17 protein-coding genes are annotated in these 23,087 nt (G+C 68.4%); 7 read left to right on the top strand and 10 right to left on the bottom strand.

Annotated features, from left to right (window positions below):
* Positions 1–14: 14 nt before the first annotated feature.
* From lldD to AC1RRF_RS05025, 3 genes are read right to left on the bottom strand one after another with little or no spacing between them, the layout of a single operon-like run.
* Positions 15–1,157: an FMN-dependent L-lactate dehydrogenase LldD gene (gene lldD / locus AC1RRF_RS05035; protein WP_492833365.1), complete on the bottom strand. Its 1,143-nt coding sequence runs from the start codon at positions 1,155–1,157 to the stop codon at positions 15–17.
* An 11-nt stretch (positions 1,158–1,168) separates the two neighbouring features.
* The gene (lra1, locus tag AC1RRF_RS05030) at positions 1,169–1,945 is read right to left on the bottom strand and encodes an L-rhamnose 1-dehydrogenase Lra1 (RefSeq protein WP_492833364.1); all 777 of its coding nucleotides are present in this window, start codon (positions 1,943–1,945) and stop codon (positions 1,169–1,171) included.
* A gap of 17 nt (positions 1,946–1,962) precedes the next feature.
* Positions 1,963–2,757 carry an IclR family transcriptional regulator gene (locus AC1RRF_RS05025; protein WP_492833363.1) on the bottom strand — a complete coding sequence of 265 codons (795 nt, stop codon included), beginning with the start codon at positions 2,755–2,757 and terminating at the stop codon, positions 1,963–1,965.
* 133 nt (positions 2,758–2,890) lie between these two features.
* On the opposite strand from AC1RRF_RS05025, the gene rhmD reads away from it, so the two are divergent.
* The 5 genes from rhmD to AC1RRF_RS05000 are packed head-to-tail and all read left to right on the top strand — an operon-like array spanning position 2,891 to position 7,927.
* The gene (gene rhmD, locus AC1RRF_RS05020; protein WP_492833362.1) at positions 2,891–4,081 is read left to right on the top strand and encodes an L-rhamnonate dehydratase; all 1,191 of its coding nucleotides are present in this window, start codon (positions 2,891–2,893) and stop codon (positions 4,079–4,081) included.
* Positions 4,081–4,950, top strand: coding sequence for a 2,4-didehydro-3-deoxy-L-rhamnonate hydrolase (locus AC1RRF_RS05015; protein ID WP_492833361.1), 870 nt, complete (start codon positions 4,081–4,083; stop codon positions 4,948–4,950). Before rhmD ends, AC1RRF_RS05015 begins: the two co-directional genes overlap by 1 nt.
* Positions 4,951–5,700, top strand: coding sequence for an SDR family NAD(P)-dependent oxidoreductase (locus tag AC1RRF_RS05010; RefSeq protein WP_492833360.1), 750 nt, complete (start codon positions 4,951–4,953; stop codon positions 5,698–5,700).
* Between the two features lie 6 nt (positions 5,701–5,706).
* A complete protein-coding gene (locus AC1RRF_RS05005; protein WP_492833359.1) occupies positions 5,707–6,615 on the top strand; it encodes an amidohydrolase family protein in 909 nt (302 codons plus the stop codon).
* A gap of 46 nt (positions 6,616–6,661) precedes the next feature.
* Complete coding sequence (locus AC1RRF_RS05000; protein WP_492833358.1) at positions 6,662–7,927, top strand: MFS transporter; 1,266 nt, start codon at positions 6,662–6,664, stop codon at positions 7,925–7,927.
* A 28-nt stretch (positions 7,928–7,955) separates the two neighbouring features.
* Here the strand turns inward: AC1RRF_RS05000 and bglX are convergent, their stop codons facing one another.
* Positions 7,956–10,220 carry a beta-glucosidase BglX gene (bglX, locus tag AC1RRF_RS04995; protein ID WP_492833357.1) on the bottom strand — a complete coding sequence of 755 codons (2,265 nt, stop codon included), beginning with the start codon at positions 10,218–10,220 and terminating at the stop codon, positions 7,956–7,958.
* A gap of 139 nt (positions 10,221–10,359) precedes the next feature.
* On the bottom strand, positions 10,360–13,047 hold the full coding sequence (locus AC1RRF_RS04990; RefSeq protein ID WP_492833356.1) for a TonB-dependent receptor: 2,688 nt from the start codon (positions 13,045–13,047) through the stop codon (positions 10,360–10,362).
* 282 nt (positions 13,048–13,329) lie between these two features.
* Here AC1RRF_RS04990 and AC1RRF_RS04985 point away from each other — a divergent pair, with 282 nt between their 5' ends.
* Positions 13,330–14,229 carry an alpha/beta hydrolase gene (locus AC1RRF_RS04985; RefSeq protein WP_492833355.1) on the top strand — a complete coding sequence of 300 codons (900 nt, stop codon included), beginning with the start codon at positions 13,330–13,332 and terminating at the stop codon, positions 14,227–14,229.
* Here the strand turns inward: AC1RRF_RS04985 and AC1RRF_RS04980 are convergent.
* The 4 genes from AC1RRF_RS04980 to AC1RRF_RS04965 form a co-directional block, all read right to left on the bottom strand.
* Entirely contained in the window at positions 14,226–15,737 is a 1,512-nt protein-coding gene (locus AC1RRF_RS04980; protein ID WP_492833354.1) for a class I adenylate-forming enzyme family protein, read from the bottom strand. The two genes, AC1RRF_RS04985 and AC1RRF_RS04980, sit on opposite strands and share 4 nt — an antisense overlap.
* A gap of 12 nt (positions 15,738–15,749) precedes the next feature.
* Positions 15,750–19,022 (bottom strand): family 78 glycoside hydrolase catalytic domain, encoded by a 3,273-nt coding sequence (locus AC1RRF_RS04975; RefSeq protein ID WP_492833353.1) that lies wholly within the window; start codon positions 19,020–19,022, stop codon positions 15,750–15,752.
* A 74-nt stretch (positions 19,023–19,096) separates the two neighbouring features.
* Positions 19,097–19,471, bottom strand: a complete 375-nt coding sequence (locus AC1RRF_RS04970) for a hypothetical protein (RefSeq protein ID WP_492833352.1) — start codon at positions 19,469–19,471, stop codon at positions 19,097–19,099.
* Between the two features lie 37 nt (positions 19,472–19,508).
* A complete protein-coding gene (locus AC1RRF_RS04965) occupies positions 19,509–20,120 on the bottom strand; it encodes a TetR/AcrR family transcriptional regulator (protein ID WP_492833351.1) in 612 nt (203 codons plus the stop codon).
* Positions 20,121–20,322: 202 nt separating this feature from the next.
* Between AC1RRF_RS04965 and AC1RRF_RS04960 the strand changes: the two genes are divergently transcribed.
* A complete protein-coding gene (locus tag AC1RRF_RS04960) occupies positions 20,323–21,924 on the top strand; it encodes a carboxylesterase/lipase family protein (protein WP_492833350.1) in 1,602 nt (533 codons plus the stop codon).
* On the opposite strand, the gene AC1RRF_RS04955 is transcribed toward AC1RRF_RS04960, so the two are convergent.
* The gene (locus tag AC1RRF_RS04955; protein WP_492833349.1) at positions 21,921–23,084 is read right to left on the bottom strand and encodes a serine hydrolase domain-containing protein; all 1,164 of its coding nucleotides are present in this window, start codon (positions 23,082–23,084) and stop codon (positions 21,921–21,923) included. The two genes, AC1RRF_RS04960 and AC1RRF_RS04955, sit on opposite strands and share 4 nt — an antisense overlap.
* Positions 23,085–23,087: the final 3 nt, after the last annotated feature.

Below are 23,087 nucleotides of genomic sequence, written 5' to 3'. Positions count from 1 at the left end.
CGTCAGGCGATCCTTCAGTGCGCCAGCATGGTCCCGGAGATCCCGTCGACCGAGGTCACCCCGGACAGGGCCATGGCGACGGTCATTTCGGCGGCCAGAAGGTCCAGGACATGGGTCACGCCGGCCTCGCCCCGCGCCGCCAGCGCATAGGCCCACGCCCGACCGATCAAGACGCCGTCGGCGCCGAGCGCGAGCATCCGCACGACATCCAGACCACTGCGCACGCCGCCGTCCGCCAGGATCGTGACCCGCCCCTGAACCGCCTCCGCGATCGCCGGCAGCGCGCGCGCCGATGACAGGGCGCCGTCCAGCTGGCGGCCGCCGTGGTTGGACACCACCAGGCCATCGGCCCCCAGATCCACCGCCGCCCGGGCGTCCTCGGGGTCGAGCAGTCCCTTGATGATCAGCGGGCCCTTCCACTGATCCCGCACCCATTCCAGGTCGCGCCAGGTCACGGAGGGATCGAAATTGTCCCGCATCCAGGCGAAGAAATCCTCCAGGCCGGAGCCGTCGCCCAATACGGGAGCCACATTGCCCAGGGCGTGCGGGCGCCCGTTGACCCCCACGTCCCACGCCCAGGCCGGTCGCTGGACCGCCTGCCAAATCCGCCTCAGGTCGCCCGCGAACCCCGGCGCGCCCGCCAGGCCGGACCGGAGGTCGCGATAGCGCGAGCCCGGCACCGGCATGTCGACCGTGAAGACCAGGGCGGGACACCCTGCCTCGGCCGCCCGCGCCAGAAGGTCCTTCATGAAGGCGCGGTCGCGGATCATGTAGAGCTGGAACCAGAACGGGGCCGGCGATCCTTTCGCCACCTCCGCGATCGGACAGGCCGAAACCGTCGACAGGGTAAAGGGCACGCCGAAGGCCGCCGCCGCCCGGGCGGCCTGAACCTCGCCGCGTCGGGCGTTCATCCCGGCCAGCCCGATCGGCGCCAAGGCGACCGGCAGGGCGCTCTTCTGACCGAACAGCGTGGTCGACAGGTCGATCTTCGACACGTCGCGCAGCACGCGCTGGCGCAGCGCGATGTCCTGCAGGTCCGACACATTGCGACGCAGGGTCGTCTCCGAATAGGAGCCGCCGTCGATGTACTCGAACAGGAAGCGCGGCAGGCGACGCCGGGCGAGCTCGCGGTAATCGCCGATGGATGCAGCCTTCATCGTCCCGCGCCCTACTGGAAGTTCGCCAGGGCGCCGCCATCGACCAGCAGGGCCGCGCCGGACATGTAGGACGCCATGTCCGAGGCCAGGAAGGCGACGACGCCGGCGATATCCTCGGGGCGGCCGAGCCGGCCCAGGGGGATGCGCCCCTCCATGTAGCGACGCTTGTCCGGGTCGGCGAGGTCGTCCTTGTTGATGTCGGTCGCGACCGTTCCCGGCAGGACGGAGTTGCACCGGATGCCGTGCCGCCCCAGGGCGACCGCGCAAGACTGCATCAGGCTGTGCACCCCGGCCTTGGTCGGGGTGTAGTGGGTCTGCATCTCGCCGCCCACCAAAGCGGAGATCGAACTGATGGCCACGATGGAACCGCCTCGCCCCTCGGCGTCCCTGCCCTGTTTGACCATCTGGTTGGCTGCGGCCCGAACCATGAAATAGGCCCCGTGCAGGTTGACCTCCATCGTCCGGCGCAGGGTCTCAACCGGCATTTCCAGGAAGGCGTGGAACGGGCAGATCCCGGCGTTGGAGACGAAGACGTCCACCCGCCCGAACGCCTCAACCGCCGCGTCCACGAACACCGTCGCGCTCTCGGGCAGGGCCACGTCGCCGTCCACCGCGATCGCCCTGCGCCCGAGCGCCCCGACCGCCGCGACCACGGCGGAGGCCTCTTCAGCGTCGTTGAAGGTGTTGATGGCGACATCCGCGCCCTGCCGCGCCGCTTCGATTGCGGTCGCCCGGCCGATCCCGCGCGAGGCTCCGGTGACCAGCACCACCTTGTTTTCAAGCAGCATGCGGGCTCCGGCGAGGTTCAGGGTTTGGGCGACCAGCCGAGATCGAGGCTGATGGCATTGGCGGCGTCCATGACCGTCACGGTCAGTTCGGCCATGCGGGCGTCGCTCATGTACTGGGCGGCGCTGGAGACGCTGATGGCGGCGATCACCTGGCCGTCCACGCCGCGCACGGGGGCGGCGACGCAGCGGATCTGGTCCTCGTTCTCCTCGAGGTCGAAGGCGTAGCCCTTGGCCGCATACCCTCGCATCCGTTCCAGCCAGACGGCGCGCGCCGCGGAATCGAACGGCTGACCTTCCGGCGAATAGAAATCCACCCACTCCGTCTCGGTCTTGTCCAGGATCAGGGCCTTGCCCAGGCCCGTGGACGCGATCGGATGCCGCTCGCCCAGGCGCGACCCGATGTTGATCCGTCGACGCCCGCCGACCTTGTCCAGATAAAGGGCGTGGCGTCCGTCCAGAACGCCCAGATGCACGGTGTCCTCGGTGGTCGCCGACAGCTGCTCCAGCCATGGCCGGGCGATGCGCGGCAGATGCATCTGCTGGCTGGCCGCGTGCCCGAGCTCCAGCAGCTTGGGCCCCAGGGTGTAGCCCTCGCGCGGGCGGAACGAGAGCAGGCGGCGATCGACCAGCGCCGACGCCAGGCGATGGGTCGTGCTGCGCGTCAGTTGCAGGTGTTCCGACAGTTCGGCCAGCGACAACGGCCCGTCGATCAGGGCGTCGATGACGTCCAGACCGCGCAACAGCGTCTGGCTGCCGGAAGCCTTGGCGGCTTCCTCGGGTTCGCCCGTCTCGATTGACGCAGTTTGTCCCATCACGTAAGCACCTGTTTCAGAATGTAGCAAAACACGCAAGCAAAGCGGCGATTGAAAGCCAGTTTGACGCGGAGCACGGAGAAGCGCCAGTGCCATCCCGGAATATGGGAAACGATCACCGGAATCGCACCACGTGAGCCGGCTGTCCAAGATCAAGGCTGTGCGCGCCTTCGTGGTGCGGGGCGGCGGCGCGGACTATCACGACCAGTCGGACGGTCACTGGATCGATGACCACATCGCCACGCCGATGTCGAAATACCCTGAGTACCGGCAGAGCCGCCGCAGCTTCGGCATCAATGTCCTGGGTACGCTGGTGGTCGAGATCGAGGCCGAGAACGGCGTCGTCGGCTTTGCGGTCACGACCGGCGGCGAGCCGGCCGCCTATATCGTCGAGAAGCACCTGGCCCGTTTCCTCGAGGGGCGCGACCCGTCCGATGTCGAGACCATCTGGGACCAGATGTATCTCTCAACCCAGTACTATGGCCGCAAGGGCTTGGTGGTGAACGCCATCTCCGGCGTCGATCTGGCGTTGTGGGACCTGCTGGGCCGCCTGCGTCAGGAGCCGGTGTTCGCCATGTTGGGCGGACCGGTGCGCGACGAACTGACCTTCTACGCCACCGGCGCCCGCCCCGACCTGGCCAAGCAAATGGGCTTCATCGGCGGCAAGATGCCCCTGCACCACGGTCCGGCCGAGGGCGACGAGGGGTTCGCCAAGAATATCGCCGAACTGGCTGAGATGCGCTCGCGCTGCGGCGAGGACTTCTGGCTGATGTTCGACTGCTGGATGGCGCTGGATCTGGACTATGCGACCCGCCTCGCCCACGCCGCCAACGACCATGGCCTGAAGTGGATCGAGGAAGCGCTGAGCCCCGACGACTACTGGGGCTATCAGGCGCTGAAGAAGGCCGCCCCTCCCGGCATGCTGGTCACCACGGGCGAGCACGAGGCCACGCGCTGGGGCTTCCGCATGCTGCTGGAGATGGAGTGTTGCGACATCATCCAGCCGGACGTGGGCTGGTGCGGCGGCCTGACCGAGCTGATCAAGATCGCCGACATGGCCGACGCCCGGAAGGTGCTGACGATCCCGCACGGGTCATCGGTCTACAGCTACCATTTCGTGGTGACGCGCCATGACAGCCCGTTCGCCGAATTCCTGATGATGGCGCCCAAGGCCGACGAGGTCGTGCCGATGTTCCATCCGCAGCTGATCGGCGAGCCCGTCCCCGTGAACGGCAAGCTCAAGGTCCCCGATCTCCCCGGCTTCGGCGTCGAGCTGAACCGGGACATCGCCCTTCACCGCCCCTACCCCCGCCAGGCGTCCTGATGAAACTGTTGCGTTACGGCCCCAAAGGCCTTGAGAAACCTGGCCTTCTGGATGGGGAAGGCCGCATCCGCGACCTGTCCGGCCTCGTCCCCGACATCACGCCGGACCTGCTGCATGGCGCAGGCTTGGCGCGGCTGAAAGCCGTCGATCCTGAAAGCCTTCCGCTCGTCGAGGGCGAGCCCCGCCTGGGCACGCCCGTGAACGGCAGCCGCAAGTTCATCGCCATCGGCCTGAATTTCGCCGACCACGCCGCCGAGTCCGGCCTGCCCGAGCCGACCGAGCCGGTCGTGTTCATGAAGGCCATCACCTGCCTGACCGGGCCGAACGACGAAGTCATGATCCCGCGCGGCTCTGAGAAGACCGATTGGGAAGTCGAGCTGGGCATCGTCATCGGCAGGACCGCTTCGTACGTCGAGCAGGCCGACGCCCTGGATCATGTCGCCGGCTATGTACTGATCAACGATGTGTCCGAGCGCGCCTTCCAGACGGAACGCGGCGGCACCTGGGACAAGGGCAAGGGCTGCGACACCTTCGGCCCCGTCGGCCCCTGGATCGTCACCGCGGACGAGGTCGGCGATCCGCAGGACCTGGACATGTGGCTGGACCTGAACGGCAAGCGCATGCAGACCGGCAACACCCGCACCATGATCTTCGGCGTGGCCGAGATCGTGTCCTACGTCAGCCAGTTCATGACGCTGGAGCCCGGCGACCTGATCACCACCGGCACGCCGCCCGGCGTAGGCCTGGGTCAGAAGCCGGAACCTTTCTACCTGAAGCCCGGCGACGTCATGACCCTGGGCATCGAGAAGCTGGGCCAGCAACGACAGACCGTCGTCGCCTGGCGCGCCGCCACCGAAGAGGCCGCCTGAATGTCCGTGTTTGAAGGCCGCTTTTCCGGTCGCCGCGCCATTGTCACTGGCGGCGCCTCGGGCCTGGGCAAGGCCGCCGCCGCCCGCATCGTCGCCGAGGGCGGCCAGGTCTCGCTCTGGGACCTGAACGCCGAGACCCTGTCCGCCGCAGCCGCCGAGATCGGTGCGGCTCATACGGTCGCCCTGGACGTCTCCGACGCCGACGCGGTGGCTGACGCCGCGCTCGCCGCCCATGACGCGCTAGGCGGGATCGACATCCTGATCGCCTCGGCCGGCATCACCGGCGCCACCGTGCCGGTGAAGGACTTCCCGATCGACAGCTGGCGCCGGGTCATCGACATCAATCTGAACGGCGTCTTCTACTGCTGCCGCGCGGTCGTGCCCTATCTGCTCGAGAACGGCTACGGGCGCATCGTCAACGTGGCCTCCGTCGCGGGCAAGGAGGGCAACCCCAACGCCTCGGCCTACTCCGCCTCCAAGGCCGGCGTGATCGGCCTGACCAAGTCGCTGGGCAAGGAGCTGGCCACCTCGGGCGTGATCGTCAACAGCCTGACGCCCGCAACCTTCGAGAGCCCGATCCTGGCCCAGATGCCCCAAAGTCAGGTCGATTACATGCGCTCCAAGATTCCGATGGGACGGCTGGGCGAGGTCGATGAGAGCGCCGCCATGGTCTGTTTCATGGCGTCGGAAGAGTGCAGCTTCACCACGGCCTCGACCTTCGACACCTCCGGCGGCCGGACGACCTACTAGGGGCATATGCAGGTGGGCAGGGACATCCGCATTGTCGATCCGCATGTCCACCTCTGGGACCTGTCGCGCGCGCGTTACGCCTGGCTTCAGGACGAGCCGCTGCCCCACAATCCGGCCGGCGACATGAGCCCGATCGCTCACCGCGACTACGGCCTGGCCGACTACCGCGCCGATACCGCCGGCTGGACGATCGACAAGATTGTCCATGTCGAATGCGGCCTGCCGCGCGGGGCGCAACTGGCGGAGACCGACTGGCTACAATCCCTCGCCGACGACGGCGGCTTCCCGCAGGGGATCGTCGCCGGCGCGGATCTGACCGATCCCGATCTCGACGCCCTGCTGGAAGGCCACGCCGCCCGCCTGAATGTGCGCGGCATCCGTCAGATCGTCTGCTGGCACGCCGATCCGTCCAAGACCTACACCACCCGCGACCTGCTGCTGGATCCGGCGTGGGAGGCCGGCTTCGCTCGGCTGGCGCGGCACGACCTGTCGTTCGACCTGCAGCTTTATCCGTCGCAGATGGCCGCGGCGGCGGCGCTGGCCGATCGCCATCCCGACATCCCGCTCATCGTCAATCACGCCGGCCTGCCGACCGATCGCGACCCGGCGGGCATGGCCGCTTGGCGCGACGGCCTGCATCGGCTCGCCGCCCGGCCACAGGTCTCGATCAAAATCTCCGGCTTGGGCATCACCGACCGCGCATGGACGACAGAGACGATCCGGCCGGTGGTGCTGGAGTGCATCGAGGCCTTCGGCGCCGGGCGCGCCATGTTCGCCAGCGACTTCCCGGTCGACAAGGTCCACGGCAGTTTCGACGCCGTCCTTTCCGCCTTCGACGCCATCACCGCCGGCTTCAGCGACGACGAGCGGAAGCGGCTGTTCGCCGCCAACGCCGAGGCGATCTACCGCATCTGAAACACGCCAAGCCGCCGCGAAAGACGGGGCCGAGAGGGAGGATTTCATGGTCATCGAAACGGACGCGGCCCACACGCCGGGCGGACTGGACCGGCCGGGGGGAAGTCTGCGCGGCCCCCTGGCCTTCGCCATCGCCTGCTTCCTGATCTGGGGGCTGGCCTACGGCCTGCTGGACGTCCTCAACAAGCATTTCCAGGAAACCCTGAGCATCAGCCAGGCCGACAGCTCCTGGCTGCAGATCGCCTATTTCGGCGCCTATCTGCTGATCAGCTTCCCGGCCGGAATGCTGCTGCACGCACGGGGCTACAAGTTCGGCATCGTCTCGGGCCTGGTGGTGACCGCGTTCGGCGCGCTGCTGTTCATCCCGGCGGCGGCGGCCGGAGCCTTCCTGCCTTTCGTCGGATCGATGTTCGTCCTGGCCGCCGGCCTGTGCATCCTCGAAACCTCGGCCGACACCTACGTCAATGTGCTGGGCGACCCGGCCAAGGCGTCGCAGCGGCTCAACTTGGCCCAGTCCTTCAACGCCCTGGGCGTTTTCTTCGGGCCGCTGATCGGCGGGGCGGTGTTCTTCAGCCCCAGCACCACGCAAGCCCTGGGCGGCGCGACCCGTTCGATCCAGACCGTGTACGGCCTGATCGCCGTGGCGGTGCTGGTCTTCGCCGTCGCCGTCTGGCGCGCCCGGTTGCCCGAGACGGGCCTGTCGGATCACGGTGAGGCGGTCGCGGGCGATGCCCCTGCCCGCTCCCTGGCGCAACAGCCGCACTTCATCGCCGGCGTCGTCACCCAGGCCCTCTACATCGGCGCCCAGGTCGGCATCGGCGCCTATTTCATCAATCTGGTCACCCACAACTGGACCGGCCTGACGTCGCAGCAAGGCGCCTTCATGCTGTCGCTGGCCGCCATCGGCTATCTGGTCGGACGGTTCGCCGCGACGGCGCTGCTGCTGCGGGTCAAGCCACGCACCCTGCTGACCACCTACGGCCTGATCAATGTGGCGCTGACCTTGGTGGTCGCGGCCGGCATCGAGCGGGTCTCGCCCATCGCCCTGATCGCGGTGTTCTTCTTCATGTCGACCATGTTCGCCACCATCTTCGCCCTGGGCACGACCGGCCTGGGAAGCGGGACCAAGAAGGCGTCATCGCTGATGGTCATGGCTATCGGCGGCGGGGTGCTGCTGCCCTGGCCGATGGGGCGTCTCGCCGACCTGTACGGCGCCAACGTCGCCTTCCTGCTGCCCGCGGCCTGCTTCGCCGTGGTGGCCTGGTACGGCTGGAAGGGCGCGGGACTGGGACGGGCGGCGACCGCCGCCTGACCCTTGCCGCCGGCCTTCGAGGTTCGCCTCAGCGGACCTCGAAGGTGGTGTGCAGTTCGGCCCGGGAATCCCCGCCGATCCAGACGTCGAAGGCGCCTGGATCGATCACCCAGCCGCGTTCCGCCGCGCTCCAGTATCGAAGCTCGGCTTCCCCCAGGGTGAAGGTCACGGTGCGGCTTTCGCCGGGGGCCAGGGTGACGCGCTGGAAGCCCTTCAGTTCACGCACGGGGCGTGTCGCCCGGCCCGCCTGCTGATGGATGTAGAGCTGGGCGGTCTCGTCGCCCGTACGATCGCCGGTATTGGTCACGACCGCCGAAACAGTGATGCGTCCGTCCCGCGCCATGGCGGGCCGATCGACGGCGATGTCGGAGAAGCCGAACGTCGTGTAGCTGAGCCCGTAGCCGAACGGATACAGCGGCGTGGACGCCTCATCCCAGTATCGGGTGGCGACGCCCGCGGGCTCCTTGGTCGCGTTATGCGCGTAGTAGAGCGGGATCTGACCCGCCTCGCGCGGCCAGGTCACGGGCAACTTGCCGCCGGGGTTCACGTCCCCGAACAGGACGTTGGCCACCGCCGCGCCGCCTTCGGACCCGGGATGCCACGCCTCCAGGATCGCGGGGACCTTGGCCTGGGCCTCGCGGATGTCGAGCGGCCGCCCGTTCATCATCACCATGACCACGGGCTTGCCCAAGGCGGCGACAGCGTCGATCAACGCCTGCTGGCGTCCCGGCAGGGACAGGGACACGCGCGAGGCCTGCTCGCCGCTCATGTAGAAGTCCTCGCCGACCACCAGCACGATCAGATCCGACCGGCCGGCCAATTCGACCGCCCGCGTGAACTCCTCGTCGGCCTGGGCTTCGGTCCAGCGCCGGGGCGGCGGCCTCAGGGCGGCGAACATCGACGCCGTCCCGCGGCGCAGCTGGACGCCGGGCGCGGTTTCGACCTCGGCCGCGCCGGCCAGCTCGGTCTTCACGCCGGCGTAGAGGGTGACCGTCTCGGCCGGTTTGTCCGCGAACGACCACGGGCCGACGGTGTCGATGGGCGAGTCGGCCATCGGTCCGATCACGGCGACGCGCCGGTGCGCGCCGCGCTGCAGCGGCAGCAGGCCGCCGGTGTTCTGCAGCAGGACCATCGACCGTTCCGCCGCGACCCGCGCCAGGTCACGATGCTCCGGCGCCGACAGCACGCCCTCCGTCAGCGCCGGGTCGGTATAGGGCTGTTCGAACAGACCCATCCTGAACTTGGCGATCAGCACCCGGCGCACCGCGCGGTCCACGACCGCCTCTTCCAGCCGCCCCTGCCGGACCGCGTCGACCAGTTGGCCGAAGGCGCCGGTTCCCAGCGACATCTCCATGTCGTTCCCGGCTCTGACCGACCGCACGGCGGCGTCCATCGGGTCCAGGGAGAAGTCCTGCGGGATCAGGCTGCGTACGGCGTTGGCGTCCGAGACCACGAAGCCCTCAAAGCCCAGTTCACCGCGCAGCAGGTCGTTCAGCAGCCAATCGTTGGCCACCGCCGGCACGTCATTCAGCTCCATGTAGGCGCTCATGACATTGCCCGCGCCCGCCTCGATGGCGGCCGCGAAGGGCGGCAGATAGACGTTGTACAGTTGGTTGTCGGACAGGTTGACGCTGTCGTAGTCGCGCCCGCCTTCGGACGCGCCATAGCCGATGAAATGCTTGGGACCGGCGATGACCCGGCCCGGCGTTCCGATGGTCTCGCCCTGGAAACCCCGCACCTGGGCGCGCGCCAGCACCGAGCCGAGATGCGGATCCTCGCCCGGCCCTTCGACGATGCGGCCCCAGCGCGGGTCGCGGGTGATGTCCAGCATCGGGGCGAAGGTCCAGTGGATGCCCGTCGCGCGCGCCTCGGCGGCGGCGACCGCCTGTGACCGCTCGACTAGGTCAGGATCCCAGGTCGCGGCCATGCCCAGCGGGACCGGGAAGATCGTGCGGAAACCGTGCACGACATCATAGCCGAACAGCAGCGGGATCCCCAGGCGGGTCTCCTCGACCGCCATGTGCTGCAGACGGTTGATGACGACGGGATCGCGAACGAACAACAGGGATCCCAGCCCGCCCGACCGCACCCGCGCCTCGACCGGCGCGGCGCTGCCCAGCACGAACTGCTGGCTGATCTGGCCCACCTTCTCTTCCAGCGTCATGCGGGCGATCAGGGCGTCGGCCCGCGCCTCGGGGGACGCGAGAGGCGCGGCGGCGTCGGGCGCCGACAGGGGGACGGTCGCCGGCTGCGGCCCTGTCTGGGCCAGGACGCCGGTTCCGCTCCAGCTCACGATCGCGGCGCTGAGAAGTAGACGTTGGAGAAGTCGCGACCGCATCAGACACACACCAAAAAAATGGGCCGACGCGGAGGCTGATCCACGTCGGCCAGTCAAGTCGGCGCGGCCCCGGGGGAGCCGCTCCGGCTCAGGATCAGAACGTCTTGCGAATGCCCACCGAGACCATCCGTCCCAGGGTGGCGCCGTTGGCCGTGCCGCCGGCCGCATTGTAGTAGGGCGGCTCTTCGTCGAACAGATTGTCAACGTTGACGGTCAGCGTCGTGTCGCTCAGGACCCCGCCGAACGACAGGTCATAGGCGCCGAACAGATTGACCGTGGTGAAGCTGTCGATCTTGGTCTGGCCGACGATGCCCTGAACATCCGCCGCGGCACTGTGATTGACCGTCAGTTCGACGTTGAACGCATCGATCGCCACGCCCGCGGATCCGACCAGCGAATAGGGGCTGGACCCGTTGTTGAACTCGTCGGTGACCGGGCCGCCGGCGACGGGACGGCTGTCGCGGGTCAGGTTGTAGGTCCCGGCCAGGCCGACGTGCCAGGCCCCGAAATCGGCGGGTCGGAAATACTGCAGATTGAAGTCGATGCCGTCGACATCGAGCGTGCCCAGATTGGTGCGGCGCGCGTCGATCAGGACGGCCGGCGTCAGGAAGCCGGCGTACAGGGCCGCGATGCTGGGCGCCCCTTCAACCCGCATTCCCGAGGTGGCCGCAAGCGCCTGAGCCTGGGTCGGATTGCGGATGAAGTAGGACGCATAGCTGGGGTTGGCGAAGAAGGGCGCGCCGCTCAGGAACGGCGCCAGGCCGATCGCATCGGTGAAGGCGACGTTGAAATAGGTCACGCTGGCGGTCAGGCCGTCCAGTGCGCCCTCGGGCTTCCAGTCGAAGCCGAGCGACCATGTGTCGGCCTCCTCCGGCTTCAGGTTGGGGTTGCCCCCGGCCAGGAGGATGGTGGGCCGGAACAGGTCAGTCGTGGGACTGCCGGCCGGCAGGAACGGGCTGAAGCTCAAGACCTGGGCCCGCGTATCAACCGCCTGCCCCATGTCCGCCAGGCTCGGCGCGTGGAACGAGGTCCCCCAGTTGCCACGCACGGTCAGAGAGGAGGTCGGCCGATAGTTGAAGCCGATCTTGGGATTGGTCGTGTCGCCGACGTCGCTATAGGAATCGTAGCGCACCGAGGCGGACAGATCGAACGAGCCCAGCGAGGCGCTGTCGAACACCGGAACCAGCACTTCGCCGAAGACCGATTTGACGTCCCGCTTGGCGGAGGCTTCACCCAGAACCAGGGCGGACGGCGGACCTGCCCCCTGCTCGGCGTCGATCGTCTCCTCGTGATACTCGGCGCCGAAGGCCACCTTCACGTCTCCGGCAGGCAGGCTCCCCAGCACGCCGTCGGCGACAGCGCGGACTTCGCGGATTTCCTGGACCGAGTGGCCGTAGCTCTGGAAGTTGATGATCCCGTCCAGCACCGCCCGATTGGTGGCCCCGACATTATAGGGATTGAGCGCGGTCGCGGTCGTCGTTCCCGCCAGGGCCGCCGCTTCCGCGGCGGTGTTGATCTGCCAGGTCCGCACCAGGTTGGTGCTGCGGCCCCAGTTCAGCGAGCCACGCAGGCGCCAGTCGTCGTTCAGTTGATAGGTCAGCGACGGCGTCAGGCCGGCGGAGGTGAAGCGGCTGGTGTTCTCCGGCGCGCCCGTGCCCCAGGCCGCCGAATAGTTGAAGGCGACCGAGTGGCCCAGTTCTCCGGCGACGGACTGGAAATAGGGATTCAGCGCCGTGATCGTGCCGCTGCCCCGGATGCCAGTGCCTTCGGTGGCGGACATGCCCCGGCGAGTGGTGTCGCGCTGGGAATAGTAGCCGGTCGCTTCGAACACCAGGCGGTCGCTGAGGTTATGCGTGACCGCGGCGAACAGGCTGTGGCGCTCTTCCTCCGGATAGAAGTCGATGACGTCGGCTTCGTCGCACAGGTTCGTTCCCGGCGTCCGACCCGGCAGGGTGTAGTTCACGCCCGGCAGGAGCGGAGAGAAGGGATTGGGGGTCGTGATGGTGCCCGGCGAACAGGCATTCGAGCGGAAATCGGAGCCGCCCTTGCTGCGCAGATCCTGGGTGAAATAGTCCCGGTCGGCGCCGATGATGTTGCTGTGCCGGGCGTAGGCGTAGGAGATGATGGCCGAACCGCCGGTCCAGTCGTGACCCGCCGTCAGGTTCAGGTCGGACTGGTCGTAACCGTCGGCGACGCCGTAACGGCCGGTCAGTTCTACGCCGTCAAACCGCTTGCGCGTGATGAAGTTGACCACGCCGCCGATGGCGTCGGAGCCATAGATGGACGACCCGCCGTCGGGGATGACCTCGACGCGCTCGATCATGCCCGGTGGGATGATGCTCGGGTCCGGCGAGGTCTGCAGCACCCCGGCGCCGACCAGGCGGTTCCCGTTCAACAAGACCAGCGTGGTCGATCCGCCCGAGGCGCCCAGGTTGCGGATGTTGGGTCGGTTGATCGGCAGCGCGATCGTGCCGCCGGGCTGCGGCGCGCCGTTGAAGGCGTTCGAAATCTGCGGAATGCGCGCCAGCAGGTCGTTGGAGGAGGCCACCCCGGTCCGGGTGATGTCCTCGCGATCGACGCTGACCACATTGGTGCCCGTCGGCGCGACTCCGCGCAGCAGGGTGCCGGTCACCACGACGTCTTCCAGGTTGGTGGCTTCTTCATCCTGCGCGCCCGACGGAGCGGGCGCGTCCTGGGCCGCCGCCACGCCGGCCGAACTGACGCCGAGAACGACGAGGGCGGTCGTCGCCAGCAGCCGCATGGTCAAGGTCGCATTTCGCATGTGTCATCCCCCCAGGCCCCATGGCCTGTCCGCCTCAGCGGTTGTTTCCGGACATCGGCGCGACCGAGAAACGGGGGGCCGACTAATCACTCCCAGCGACAGTTGAAATCTGTCGTCCCAGATTGTGAGCGGAGGTTCCGTTATTTCAAAAGTGTCGTCAACAATTATTTGAGCGATTGCATAACCAAACAGCGCAAGGCTAGCTATTCCGCACCACCGTCCGGATGCGGACGCTCCCAAGGGCGAGAATATCGCCGCCATCGCCACCCAGGAGGCTCTCCCATGCCGTCCACCGTCACCCGCGCCGGACTGGCGCTCGCCGCCTTCCTGGTCCTCGCCCTCCCCGCCCGGGCCCAGTCTCCCGCGTTCGACGTCTGGCCGGGCGCAGCCCCGGGATCGGAACACGCGACTCAGGTCGAGGTCGTCAGCCCCTTCCCCACCGGCGCCTTCCAGGTGGTGCGCAACGTCACGCGGCCGACCCTGCAGGTGTTCCAGCCCGAGCCAGGGACCGCGACCGGCGCCGCGGTCATCGTCGCGCCCGGCGGAGGCTTTCGCTTTCTAACCATGCAGGCCGAGGGTGTGGACGTCGCTCGCGCCCTGACCGCTCACGGCGTCACCGTCTTCCTGCTGAAATATCGCACCATTGAGACGCCGGTCGACGACCGCCAGCTTTGGCGCGAGTTCTTCGTCTTCATGGCCCAGGCGAGCGCGCGCGGCGGCGAACTGAACCTGGACGAGGCCGCCACCTTCGGCGTCGCGGACGGTCTGCAGGCTCTGGCCCTGGTGCGGAGCCGCGCGGCGGACTGGGGCGTCGATCCGGCCAAGGTCGGCATGATCGGCTTCTCGGCCGGAGCGAGAGTGACCGCGGGCGCCCTTCTGGCCCAGGACGCGGCGGCCCGTCCCGCCTTCGCCGGCCTGATCTACGGCGCGGCCTTCAACGACGCGCCCGTGCCTACCGACCTGCCTCCGGTGTTCCTGGCCGTCGCCGGCGACGACAAGCTGGCGGCGCCGACGGTCATCCGCTTCTACCAGGCCGCCGCACAGGGGGCCCGGCAGCCCGAACTGCACGTCTACGCCAAGGGCGGCCACGGCTTCGGCATGAACCATCAAGGGACAAGCAGCGACTTCTGGATCCGTGACCTGCTCAACTGGCTGGAAGTCCAGGGCTTCGCCGCGCCCTAACGGGCCGCCATCTCGGCCAGCGCGGTCTTCAGCACCTTGCCCAGGGCGTTGCGCGGCAGTTCGTCCAGGCGGATGACCACGGACAGGCGCTGAACCGGCCCCAACCGCTCATTGGCCCAGGCCCGGACGGCCTCTACGTCGATATCCGGCGCGCCGACCACGAACCCCACCGGGGTTTCGCCCCATCTGTCGTCCGGGACGCCCACGACGGCGGACTCCGTCACCGCCGGATGTTGATCCAGCTGCTTCTCAAGATCGACCGGGTAGATGTTGAATCCGCCCGAGATAATCATGTCCTTCTTGCGCCCGACGATCTCCAGGAAACCGTCTTCGTCGAACCGCCCCAGATCGCCGGTGCGGATGAAGGCTCGGCCGTCCGCGGACTCCCAGCGCCCGGCCGCGGTCGCCTCGGGACGATTGTGATAGCCGGCCATCATCATTTGCTCGGAGTAGCTGACGATCTCGCCGACCTCTCCGACCGCCAGTTCCAGGCCGGTCTCGTCAATGATCCGCATGTCGGCGCCCGGCGCGGGCATGCCGACGGTGTGGAGCTTGTGCGGGAACAGATGAGCAGGAAGCAGGCAGACGCCGCCGCCTTCGGTCATGCCGAACAGCTCCAGAAGACCGCCCGGCCAGCGCCGCAGCACCTCGGACTTCAGCTCGACCGAGAACGGCGCGCTGGTGCAGAGCTTGAGCTGGAACGCCGACAGGTCCGCGCCGTCGAACAGGGGGCTCGCCATCAGCCGCTGATACTGGACCGGGACCAGCATGGTGTGGGTCACGGCGTGCTGTTCGGCCAGACGCAGGAAGGCGCCGACATCGAATTTGCGCATGAGAACGACCGCGCCGCCCGTCAGCAGGGCCGGCAGAAGGGTGACCAGCGTCGTGTTCGAATACATCGGCGTCGTCAGCAGGGTCACGGCCTGGGGACCGAACAGACCACCCAGCCCGCCCATCTGCCGCTCGCGCATCGCGTGGGAATGGATGATGCCTTTGGGGACCCCGGTCGTGCCCGATGAGTAGATCAGATTGAACGCCGCGCCCGGCGCGATCTCGACGGTCGTCGGCGCCGCACCGGCCGGCGCCAGCCAGGTCTGCCAGGACTGTCCGCCATCGCCGTCGAGGGTGACGACCAGAGGGTCGTTGGCTGTTGTCTCGACCCGGCCGGATTGGGCGCCGTCGACAAACATCGCCGCCGGCCGGGCGTCGCCCAGCATGGCGGCGAGCGTTTCGTCCGTGACGCCTGTCGCCAACGGAACGGGCGTCATCCCGGCCCGGACGGCGCCCAGAAAGGCGACGGCGTAGGCCAGTCCGGGCTCCCCGAGCAGGACCACGCGATCCCCCACCGACAGGCCGTCGCGTTGAAGCGCGGCCGCGGCCCGGTCCATCAAGTGGTTCAGGGCGACGTAGCTCAGGGTCGTCTCGCCCTCGGTCAGCGCCGCGCGGTCGCCCGCCTCTCCGGCGTGATGTTTGATGGCCCCGGAGAGCGACGATGGGGCTGACGACATGTCGGGCGTTTCTCAGTTCGGCGTGAAGATGAAGGTCGCGGCTCCCGGACCGACCGCATAGATCGCGTGTCCGTCCTGGGCGCGAAGGTAGCGCGCGCCGCGGGGCGACCGGGTCAGCCGGCCGCCGCCGTTGGGCAGCCAGATTTCCGCCCGGGTCGCCCCCGGGACGACCACGTCCAGCACGGCTTGCGCCCCGTCGCGGCGCCAGGCCGACCGTATCTGTCCGCGCGGCGCATCGACCGTGGCGGCGGCATGGTCCAGACCGGCCGGCAGGGCCGGGCGAATGACCAGATCGGCGTACCCCGGCGAGGCGGGGCGGATGCCGGCCAGCCCTTCGTAGAACCAGTCGCTGATCGACGCGAAATAGTGGTGGTTCCAGGATCGGGCGTTCAGTCCCCACCCTTCCAGCATGGAATTGATGTCGTTCTCCAGCCAGAAGCCCCAGCTCGGCTGCGTCGTCCGCGTCGCCACACGATAGGCGGTGTCGGCATGGCCGTGGTCGGTCAGCAGGGTCATGGCGTAGCGCAGCGGATAAACCCCCATGGTCAGGGTCAGGTCGTTGGCTTCCAGATCGGCGGCGACCGCGTCGGCGACCGCCTGCGCCTCGCCGTCCGGAACCAGGCCGAACGCCAGCGGCAGGATGTTCTGGGTCTGGCTGAACGGCGGCGTCGGACCATTCGCGACCGGCGGCGTCAGATAGCGCCGGGCCGCCGCATTCCAGTATTTCCGATTGTAGGCCTCACGGATGCGGCCCGCGAGTTCGCCATAGCGGGCCGCTTCGTCCACCCTGCCCAGCGCCGCCGCATTCCGCGCCAGCATCGAGACCATGTGGAAATAATAGGCCGACGAGGTCGCATCGACCGGACCGAACGGCCCCTTCCCGGCATAGTCGCCCAGGCCTCGGGCATAGGTGAAGTCGGGCGCGGTGATGAGCGTCCCGGTGTAGTCGACCAGCCGCTTCTGCGCCTCGTACATCGACGCCAGGATGGTCTCGTCGCCGTAGTGGCGCACCAGTTCGTCCGGGATCACGAACATCGCCGCGTCCCATGCGGGCGTCGGCCCCCAGATGAAGGACCAGCCCGGCGTCTGCTCGAAGCCATAGAACGAGGTCGAGGGCACGATCTCCGGCAGTTCCCCGCTCGCCGCCTGGGCGTCGCGGAAGTCGGCCAGCCATTTGGTCCAGACCCGCGCCATGCCGAAATTCACGCCGGCGGCGGCCGACGACGCCTGGGCGTCTCCGGTCCAGCCGTTCTTCTCCAGGCTGGGCGTGTCGGTCATCAGCCCATGCATGTTGTTCAGCAGGGCGTTCTGCGACGCCTGCTGGATCCGGTTCAGCAGCGTATTTCCGCTTTCGAAGGCGCCGATCCTGGGCACGTCGGAGTGGATGATTTCGGCGACGACGAAGTCGTCGGCCGGGGCCGCGTCCAGGCCTTCGACCTGGATGTAGCGGAACCCGGCATAGCTGAAGCGCGGGGCCCAGTGCTCCGCCCCCTCGCCCGCGAAGGTGTAGCGCAACGTCTGCAGCTGGGCGTCGATCAGGCCGCTGGCGACCAGGGCGGTTCCGTCCTCGGCCTTCTTCTCAGTCAGGACCAGGCTGACCGTCCGCCCCGTCTCACCCGACATCGTCAGACGCGGCCGTCCGGTGAGAATGCGCCCGAAATCGAACACCCAGACGCCCGGACGGACCTCGGTGCGCGAGACCGGCCGCACATCCTCGATCGGACGGATCGGTTCGGCCGCCGCGGCGACCAGGGCGCCGCGCGGGCCAGTCGTTTCCATGGCCGGCGTCCAGCCGTTCGCGGCAAACGCAGCGGTGCGCCAGCCCCGCGGCTCCAGACGGGCGTCATAGCGTTCACCGGCGTAGATGGAGTCATGGCGGGTCGGCCCGTCCGCGGTCTTCCAGCTCCGGTCGGAGGCGATCACCTGACGGCGTCCGTCGGCGAAGGTGATCTCCAGCTGCGCGCGCAGGGCGGGTTCGGCATGCCAGGCCGCCTGATGGAAATACCATTCGTTGGGTTCGGTGACGCCGTACCAGCCTCGGCCCAGTTCGGCCGCCAGAACGTTCCGGCCTCGCGCCATCAAGGGCGCAACATCATAGGTCTGGTACAGAACCCGATGATCGTAGTCGGTCCAGCCCGGCGCCATCGGTAGTTCCGACAGCGGCGTGCCGTTCACGGTCATGTCGGCCCAGCCGCCGACGGCGACATACAGCCGGGCGGAGGCGATCTCGCCCGCCTCCAGATCAAAGTCCCGCCGCAGCAGGGGGGCGGGATTGGACAGGGGCACGACGATATCTTTGGTCGGCACCCCCGAAGGCAACATCAGGCCATCCGGGCCGATGCTCCCGCCGCTCAAGGGATTGTCGCCGCGCTCGAACCGAGTCTCGAAGGCCGGGCCGTCGGACGCCGAGGCCGGCGTGACCGAGACGCCGTGAATGACAGCCGCATCGGTGGCCGAGGCCAGGAAGCCGACCGTTCCCTGCGTCTGGCTGGCGTCGCGGGTTTCGTCGACCTGGCGTCCGTCCAGACGAGTGACGATCCGATCGCCCACAGCTTCGATGGTCAGGACATGGCGTCCCTGGCGCAGCGCCTCCGCCGACAGGCCCAGGGGCACGGTCTTCAGGGCAGTCTGATTGACCATCGAGCGGCTGCCGCCCGGATAGTCGCGGACCTGGGCGATCAGGACGGCGGCGCCGCTCTCGTCCTCGGTGATGCGCCAGGCGTAGGCCTCGCCATAGGTCTTGCCGACCGGCGTCGCCCGGAACAGCACGTCGAACATGCGGCCCCGCAGCGTGAAGTCGACGGTGATGACCGCATCGGACCAGCCGGTCGGCGCCGCGGCGTTGCGCTGGATCCAGCGCCCTTGCCAATCTCCCGGCTCCAGCAAGCCGGTCTCCCAGGAGGCCGGCGTACTCCACGGCGTGGCGCGGCCGCGCTCATCCCACAGGCGAACCTGCCACACGCGTCGCTCCCGGGAGGTGGGCGCGGGGCCGCCGTAGGCCGCGCTGACCGCCGTCGGCGACGCAACCCGTCCGCTGTCCCAGAGCAGCCGTCCTTGCCCCAGAGCCTGTTCGGACGCCGCGACGCGCACCTGCCAGGCGGTCTGCCCGCGAACCGGCGGTCGCCATGACAGCCGGGGTCGGGGCGTATCCACGCCGATCGGATCGACGGCCCCGTTGGTTCTCAAGGCGACGGGCCGGTCAGCCGGCTCATCCTCGGCGCGAACCGAGGCGACCGACAACAGAAGGCAGGCCAGGGCCGCCATGACCAGCTTGAGCATCGACATGGCGCAATTCTCCCTCGCCGCCATCAAGGGCGGAGTCTGACGACGGTCCGGCCGCCTCTTCGGTCGGCTTTGGCTTACTCGGTCGGCGGCGCAGCCGGGATCGCCGCCAGCGCGGCGTCCAGCTCGGCCAGGGCCGCGTCGTCCAGATTGGCTTGCGGGAACTCGGCCAGTTGGCGCGGCGTCAGGCCGGCGATCATCTCGCTGATGCTGGCGGTCTCCTCCGGCGTCATCGGCGGCGCGCCGGCGGCGATCCGGCGGCGCTCGAAGAAGGCGCCGACCACGACGCGCGCCTGCGGATCCGCGGTCAGATCGGCCATGGTCATGTCGATCGAGAATTTCGGTTTCGCCGGCGCTTCGGCGGCGGGAGCCGGAGCCGGGGCGGTCTGGGCCAGGGCCGGGGCGGCTCCGACGAGGGACAGGGCGGCGACAAGGGCGATGCGGCGGATCATGGGAGTGTTCCTGTGGTGGGTCATGTGAGCGTCCGGACTATCGGACAAGAACCTGGGTCAGCGCGTCGATATGGGCCTCGATGACATCCGGGTCGGACGGATCGATGTTCCACACGCGGCGGACCTCGGGCGCCAGGGTGTAGAAGGTCTGGGCGGCGCCGACGAAGATGTAGACCAGCGCCGGTGTGGAAACGTTCGGCAGTATGCCTTCACGCTTGCACATTTCGATGAACCGGGCCGAGACCTTGCTGATATCGGCGATGAAGCTGTCGGTGGCCCAGTGCAGGCGCTCGCTGTCGCGCATGCTCTCCTGCATCATCAGCCGCGCGTGTTCGGGATGCTTGGCCGAATAGACGACGACGGCGCGGATCACCGCCTTGGCGTAGGCCCGGAAATCGGCATGGACGGGATCGTCGGGCCGCGGCAGCGCCAGCTCCTTGGCCTGCCGCTCGAACAGGAAGGCGACAGCGGCCCGCCACAGGGCGTCCTTGCTGGAGAAGTGGTATTTGATCAGGGCGTTGTGGGCGCCGGCCAAGGCCGCGATCTCGCGCGTCGAGGCGCCGTCGAAGCCCTTTTCGGAGAAGACCTCCAGCGCCGCCTGAAGCAGGCTCGCCTGGGTCGCCTCTCTTTGCTGGACTCTGAGGTTCACCCGCGTTTCCAAGACAACTCGCCCGAATTCCTTCGTTTCCCGAGTGACATCCCTAGCGGGCGAAGCGTCCGACTCTCTGTTCGAAATCCGCGCCGCCGAAGGTCACTCGACATTCGTTATGCATCTGCATAGCGTGATGTGCAAGTGATCTGGCTTAAGGGGCGGAACTGTACTCCGTCGGCCGATCCGGGAGAAATCTCAGATGGATCAGACACGTCGCTCGCGGGGGCGCCGCGCCGCCTGGACCGCCGCCTGCCTGGGCCTGACGCTGGCGGCCGGCGCGGCCTGCGCCCAGACGCCGCCGCCCACGACACCGGGAACGTCGGTCACCGCCCAGATCTCGCAAGGCGCGCTGGCGGGCGTGGACGAAGGCGAAGTGCGGTCATTCAAGAACATCCCCTACGCCGCCCCCCCGGTCGGCGACCTGCGCTGGCGGGCGCCGCGGCCCGCGGCCGCCTGGACGGGCGTGCGCGACGCCTCGGCCTTCGGCGCCGACTGCATCCAGCCCCGTCCGGGCTGGGATGACACCCAGTCGAAACAGCCGACCAGCGAGGACTGCCTGACCCTGAACGTCTGGGCGCCCGAGACGCGGACGGCGGAGCCCCTGCCCGTCATCGTCTGGATCCACGGCGGCGGCTTCATCATGGGCTCGGGCAGCCAGCCCCTGTTCGATGGCGCCCGGCTGGCCGCGCGCGGGGTCGTGGTGGTGACGTTCAACTACCGGCTCGGGCGCTTCGGCTTCTTCGCCCACCCCGCCCTGACGGCGGAGGCGGGAGACGGCCCGACGGCCAACTACGGCCTGATGGACCAGGTCGCGGCGCTGCGCTGGGTGCACGACAACATCAGCGCCCTGGGCGGCGACCCTGAGCGGGTCACCATCATGGGCCAGTCGGCGGGCGGCGGCTCGGTCCTGCAACTGATGACCATGGCCGAAGCCCGGGGCCTGTTCCGGGGCGCTGTCGTCCAGTCCGGCGGCGGGCGCGACCGCTTGCCGCCGCTGACGGCGCCGGCCGGCCAACGATCGGGCGAAAGCGTCGGCGAGGCCTTCGCCGCGTCCGTCAATCTCCGGAACGCCACGGCGGCCGACCTGCGGGCCCTTCCGGTCGAGCGGGTGCGGGGACGGCTGGACCTGCTGAACCCCGAGCGGAACACCTTCACAGGCCCGATTATCGACGGGCGGCTGGTCACGACCCAGACCCTGGACGCCTTCTCGCGCGGGGAACAGGCGCCCGTGCCCCTGATCATCGGCGCCACCGATTTCGAGTTGGGCTCGATCCCGTCCTTCCTGCGCGGAATGGTCGCCGACCGCACGCTGGAGGACGTCGAGGTCTCCAAGCCGGACCTGATGGCCATCTACGGGACCTCCGACACCTTCAACCGGGCCATGCCGTCCGAGCTCACCTTCGTCGAGCCGGCCCGCCGCCTGGCCGCGCTAGACGCCGCCGCGGGCCATCCGGTCTGGCTCTACAGCTTCGGCTATGTCGCTGAGAGCAAGCGCCGCGAATGGTCGGGAGCGCCGCACGCCTCGGACCTCGGCTACGGCTTCGACACCCTGGGTCGGCTGAAGGGCGACTATTCCGAAGCCGACCAGCGCATCGCCACCGCCATGGCCGACTACTGGGCGGCGTTCGCGCGCGACGGCCGACCGGACGCCGCGGGTCAGCCCGAGTGGCCCCGGTACAGCCCGGACAGCGACCGGACGTTGCTGGTCGGCGAGACCGGCGTATCGGTCGGCTCGCCACCCGAAGCCGCCCGCCTCGACGCCCTCGGACGGTTGCGCGACGCCGCGCGGGCCGTTCCCTAGCGCCCTCTTCCCGAGGCTTCGTCACGCCGCCCCGCAGCTGATCCGTCATTGGTCCCGATCGCGCGCAACCGCTCCACGATGGCGTTGGCGGTTTCGTTCAACCTCGCCTGGGCGTCATCCGCGACGTGGGGCGTAACCAGGAATACGCCGAGGCCCTCGCGCGGATAGATCGAAACCCAGGACGACGTCCCGAAGGCGCCGCCCCCGTGATAGAGCATCCCCTCGGTGTCAGGACGATAGGTATTCCAGAGATATGCCCGTCCCCACTGACCCTGCTGGATCAGGGGCGTCGTGGCCTGCGCGACGAGGTCGCGGTCATCCGCCAGATAGAAGGCCATGTACCGCCCGACGTCCGTCGTCGTCGACGTAAGCCCGCTCCCCCCGTTACAGGCCCCACCGATATTCTCCTGCACGGCGAGACGAGGCCGAACCTGTGGCGGAACGCGGCAATAGGTCTCCTGCTCACCTGTCCGTGCGAAGACGAAGCGTTGGAGGAGCTCCGGATAGCTCGCGCCGTAACGTCGTTCCAGAACAAGGCCGATGAGTCTCGCGCCGGCATTTGAATAGAGATAGTCGGTCCCCGGATCGGATCGGAGCCTCACCGTCGCCAGACGTTTGAAGAAGTCCGCGGTATCGTGGGTTTCCATGCAGGCTAGGCGTTCCGGAATCGGCGACGTTTCGTCGTCACAGGCCAGGAACGCCGGCAGCCCGGACATGTGGGTCGCGAGATGGCGCAGGGTGATCGCCCTGCCATTCCGGCTGAGGACCGCCGGCTCGATGTCCGGGAGATAGCCGGACACCGGTACGTCCAGTTCCACCTTACCGTCCCGCACGGCCTGGGCGAGCAGGAGCCCCGTGTAAGTCTTGGTAATGGAAGCGATCTCATAGAGCGTGTGGCCGTCTGGAGGGCTACCTGACGCCAGTTCTCCCCGGTGAAGGGTTGAGAGCCGGCCCTGGCGGTAAACCACGACAGACATCGCCCGATAGCCCGGATCGGCCATCAGGGTCCGCAACTCCTGATCAACGGCCGCGATGACGGCGGCATCGGCCGCTGCCGGCGGGGCGACCTGTGGTTTCTCCGCCGGACCGGTCTCACGCCGATCAGCCGAACAGGCTGTTCCAGTAAGGATCACTGACCCTGCGATGGCGGCCAGACCCATGAT

The sequence above is a fragment of the Brevundimonas sp. GW821-FHT12C05 genome (genome assembly GCF_058807475.1).
The sequence above is the reverse complement of the archived record's forward strand: the minus strand, read 5'-3'. Positions and strand labels throughout refer to the sequence as shown.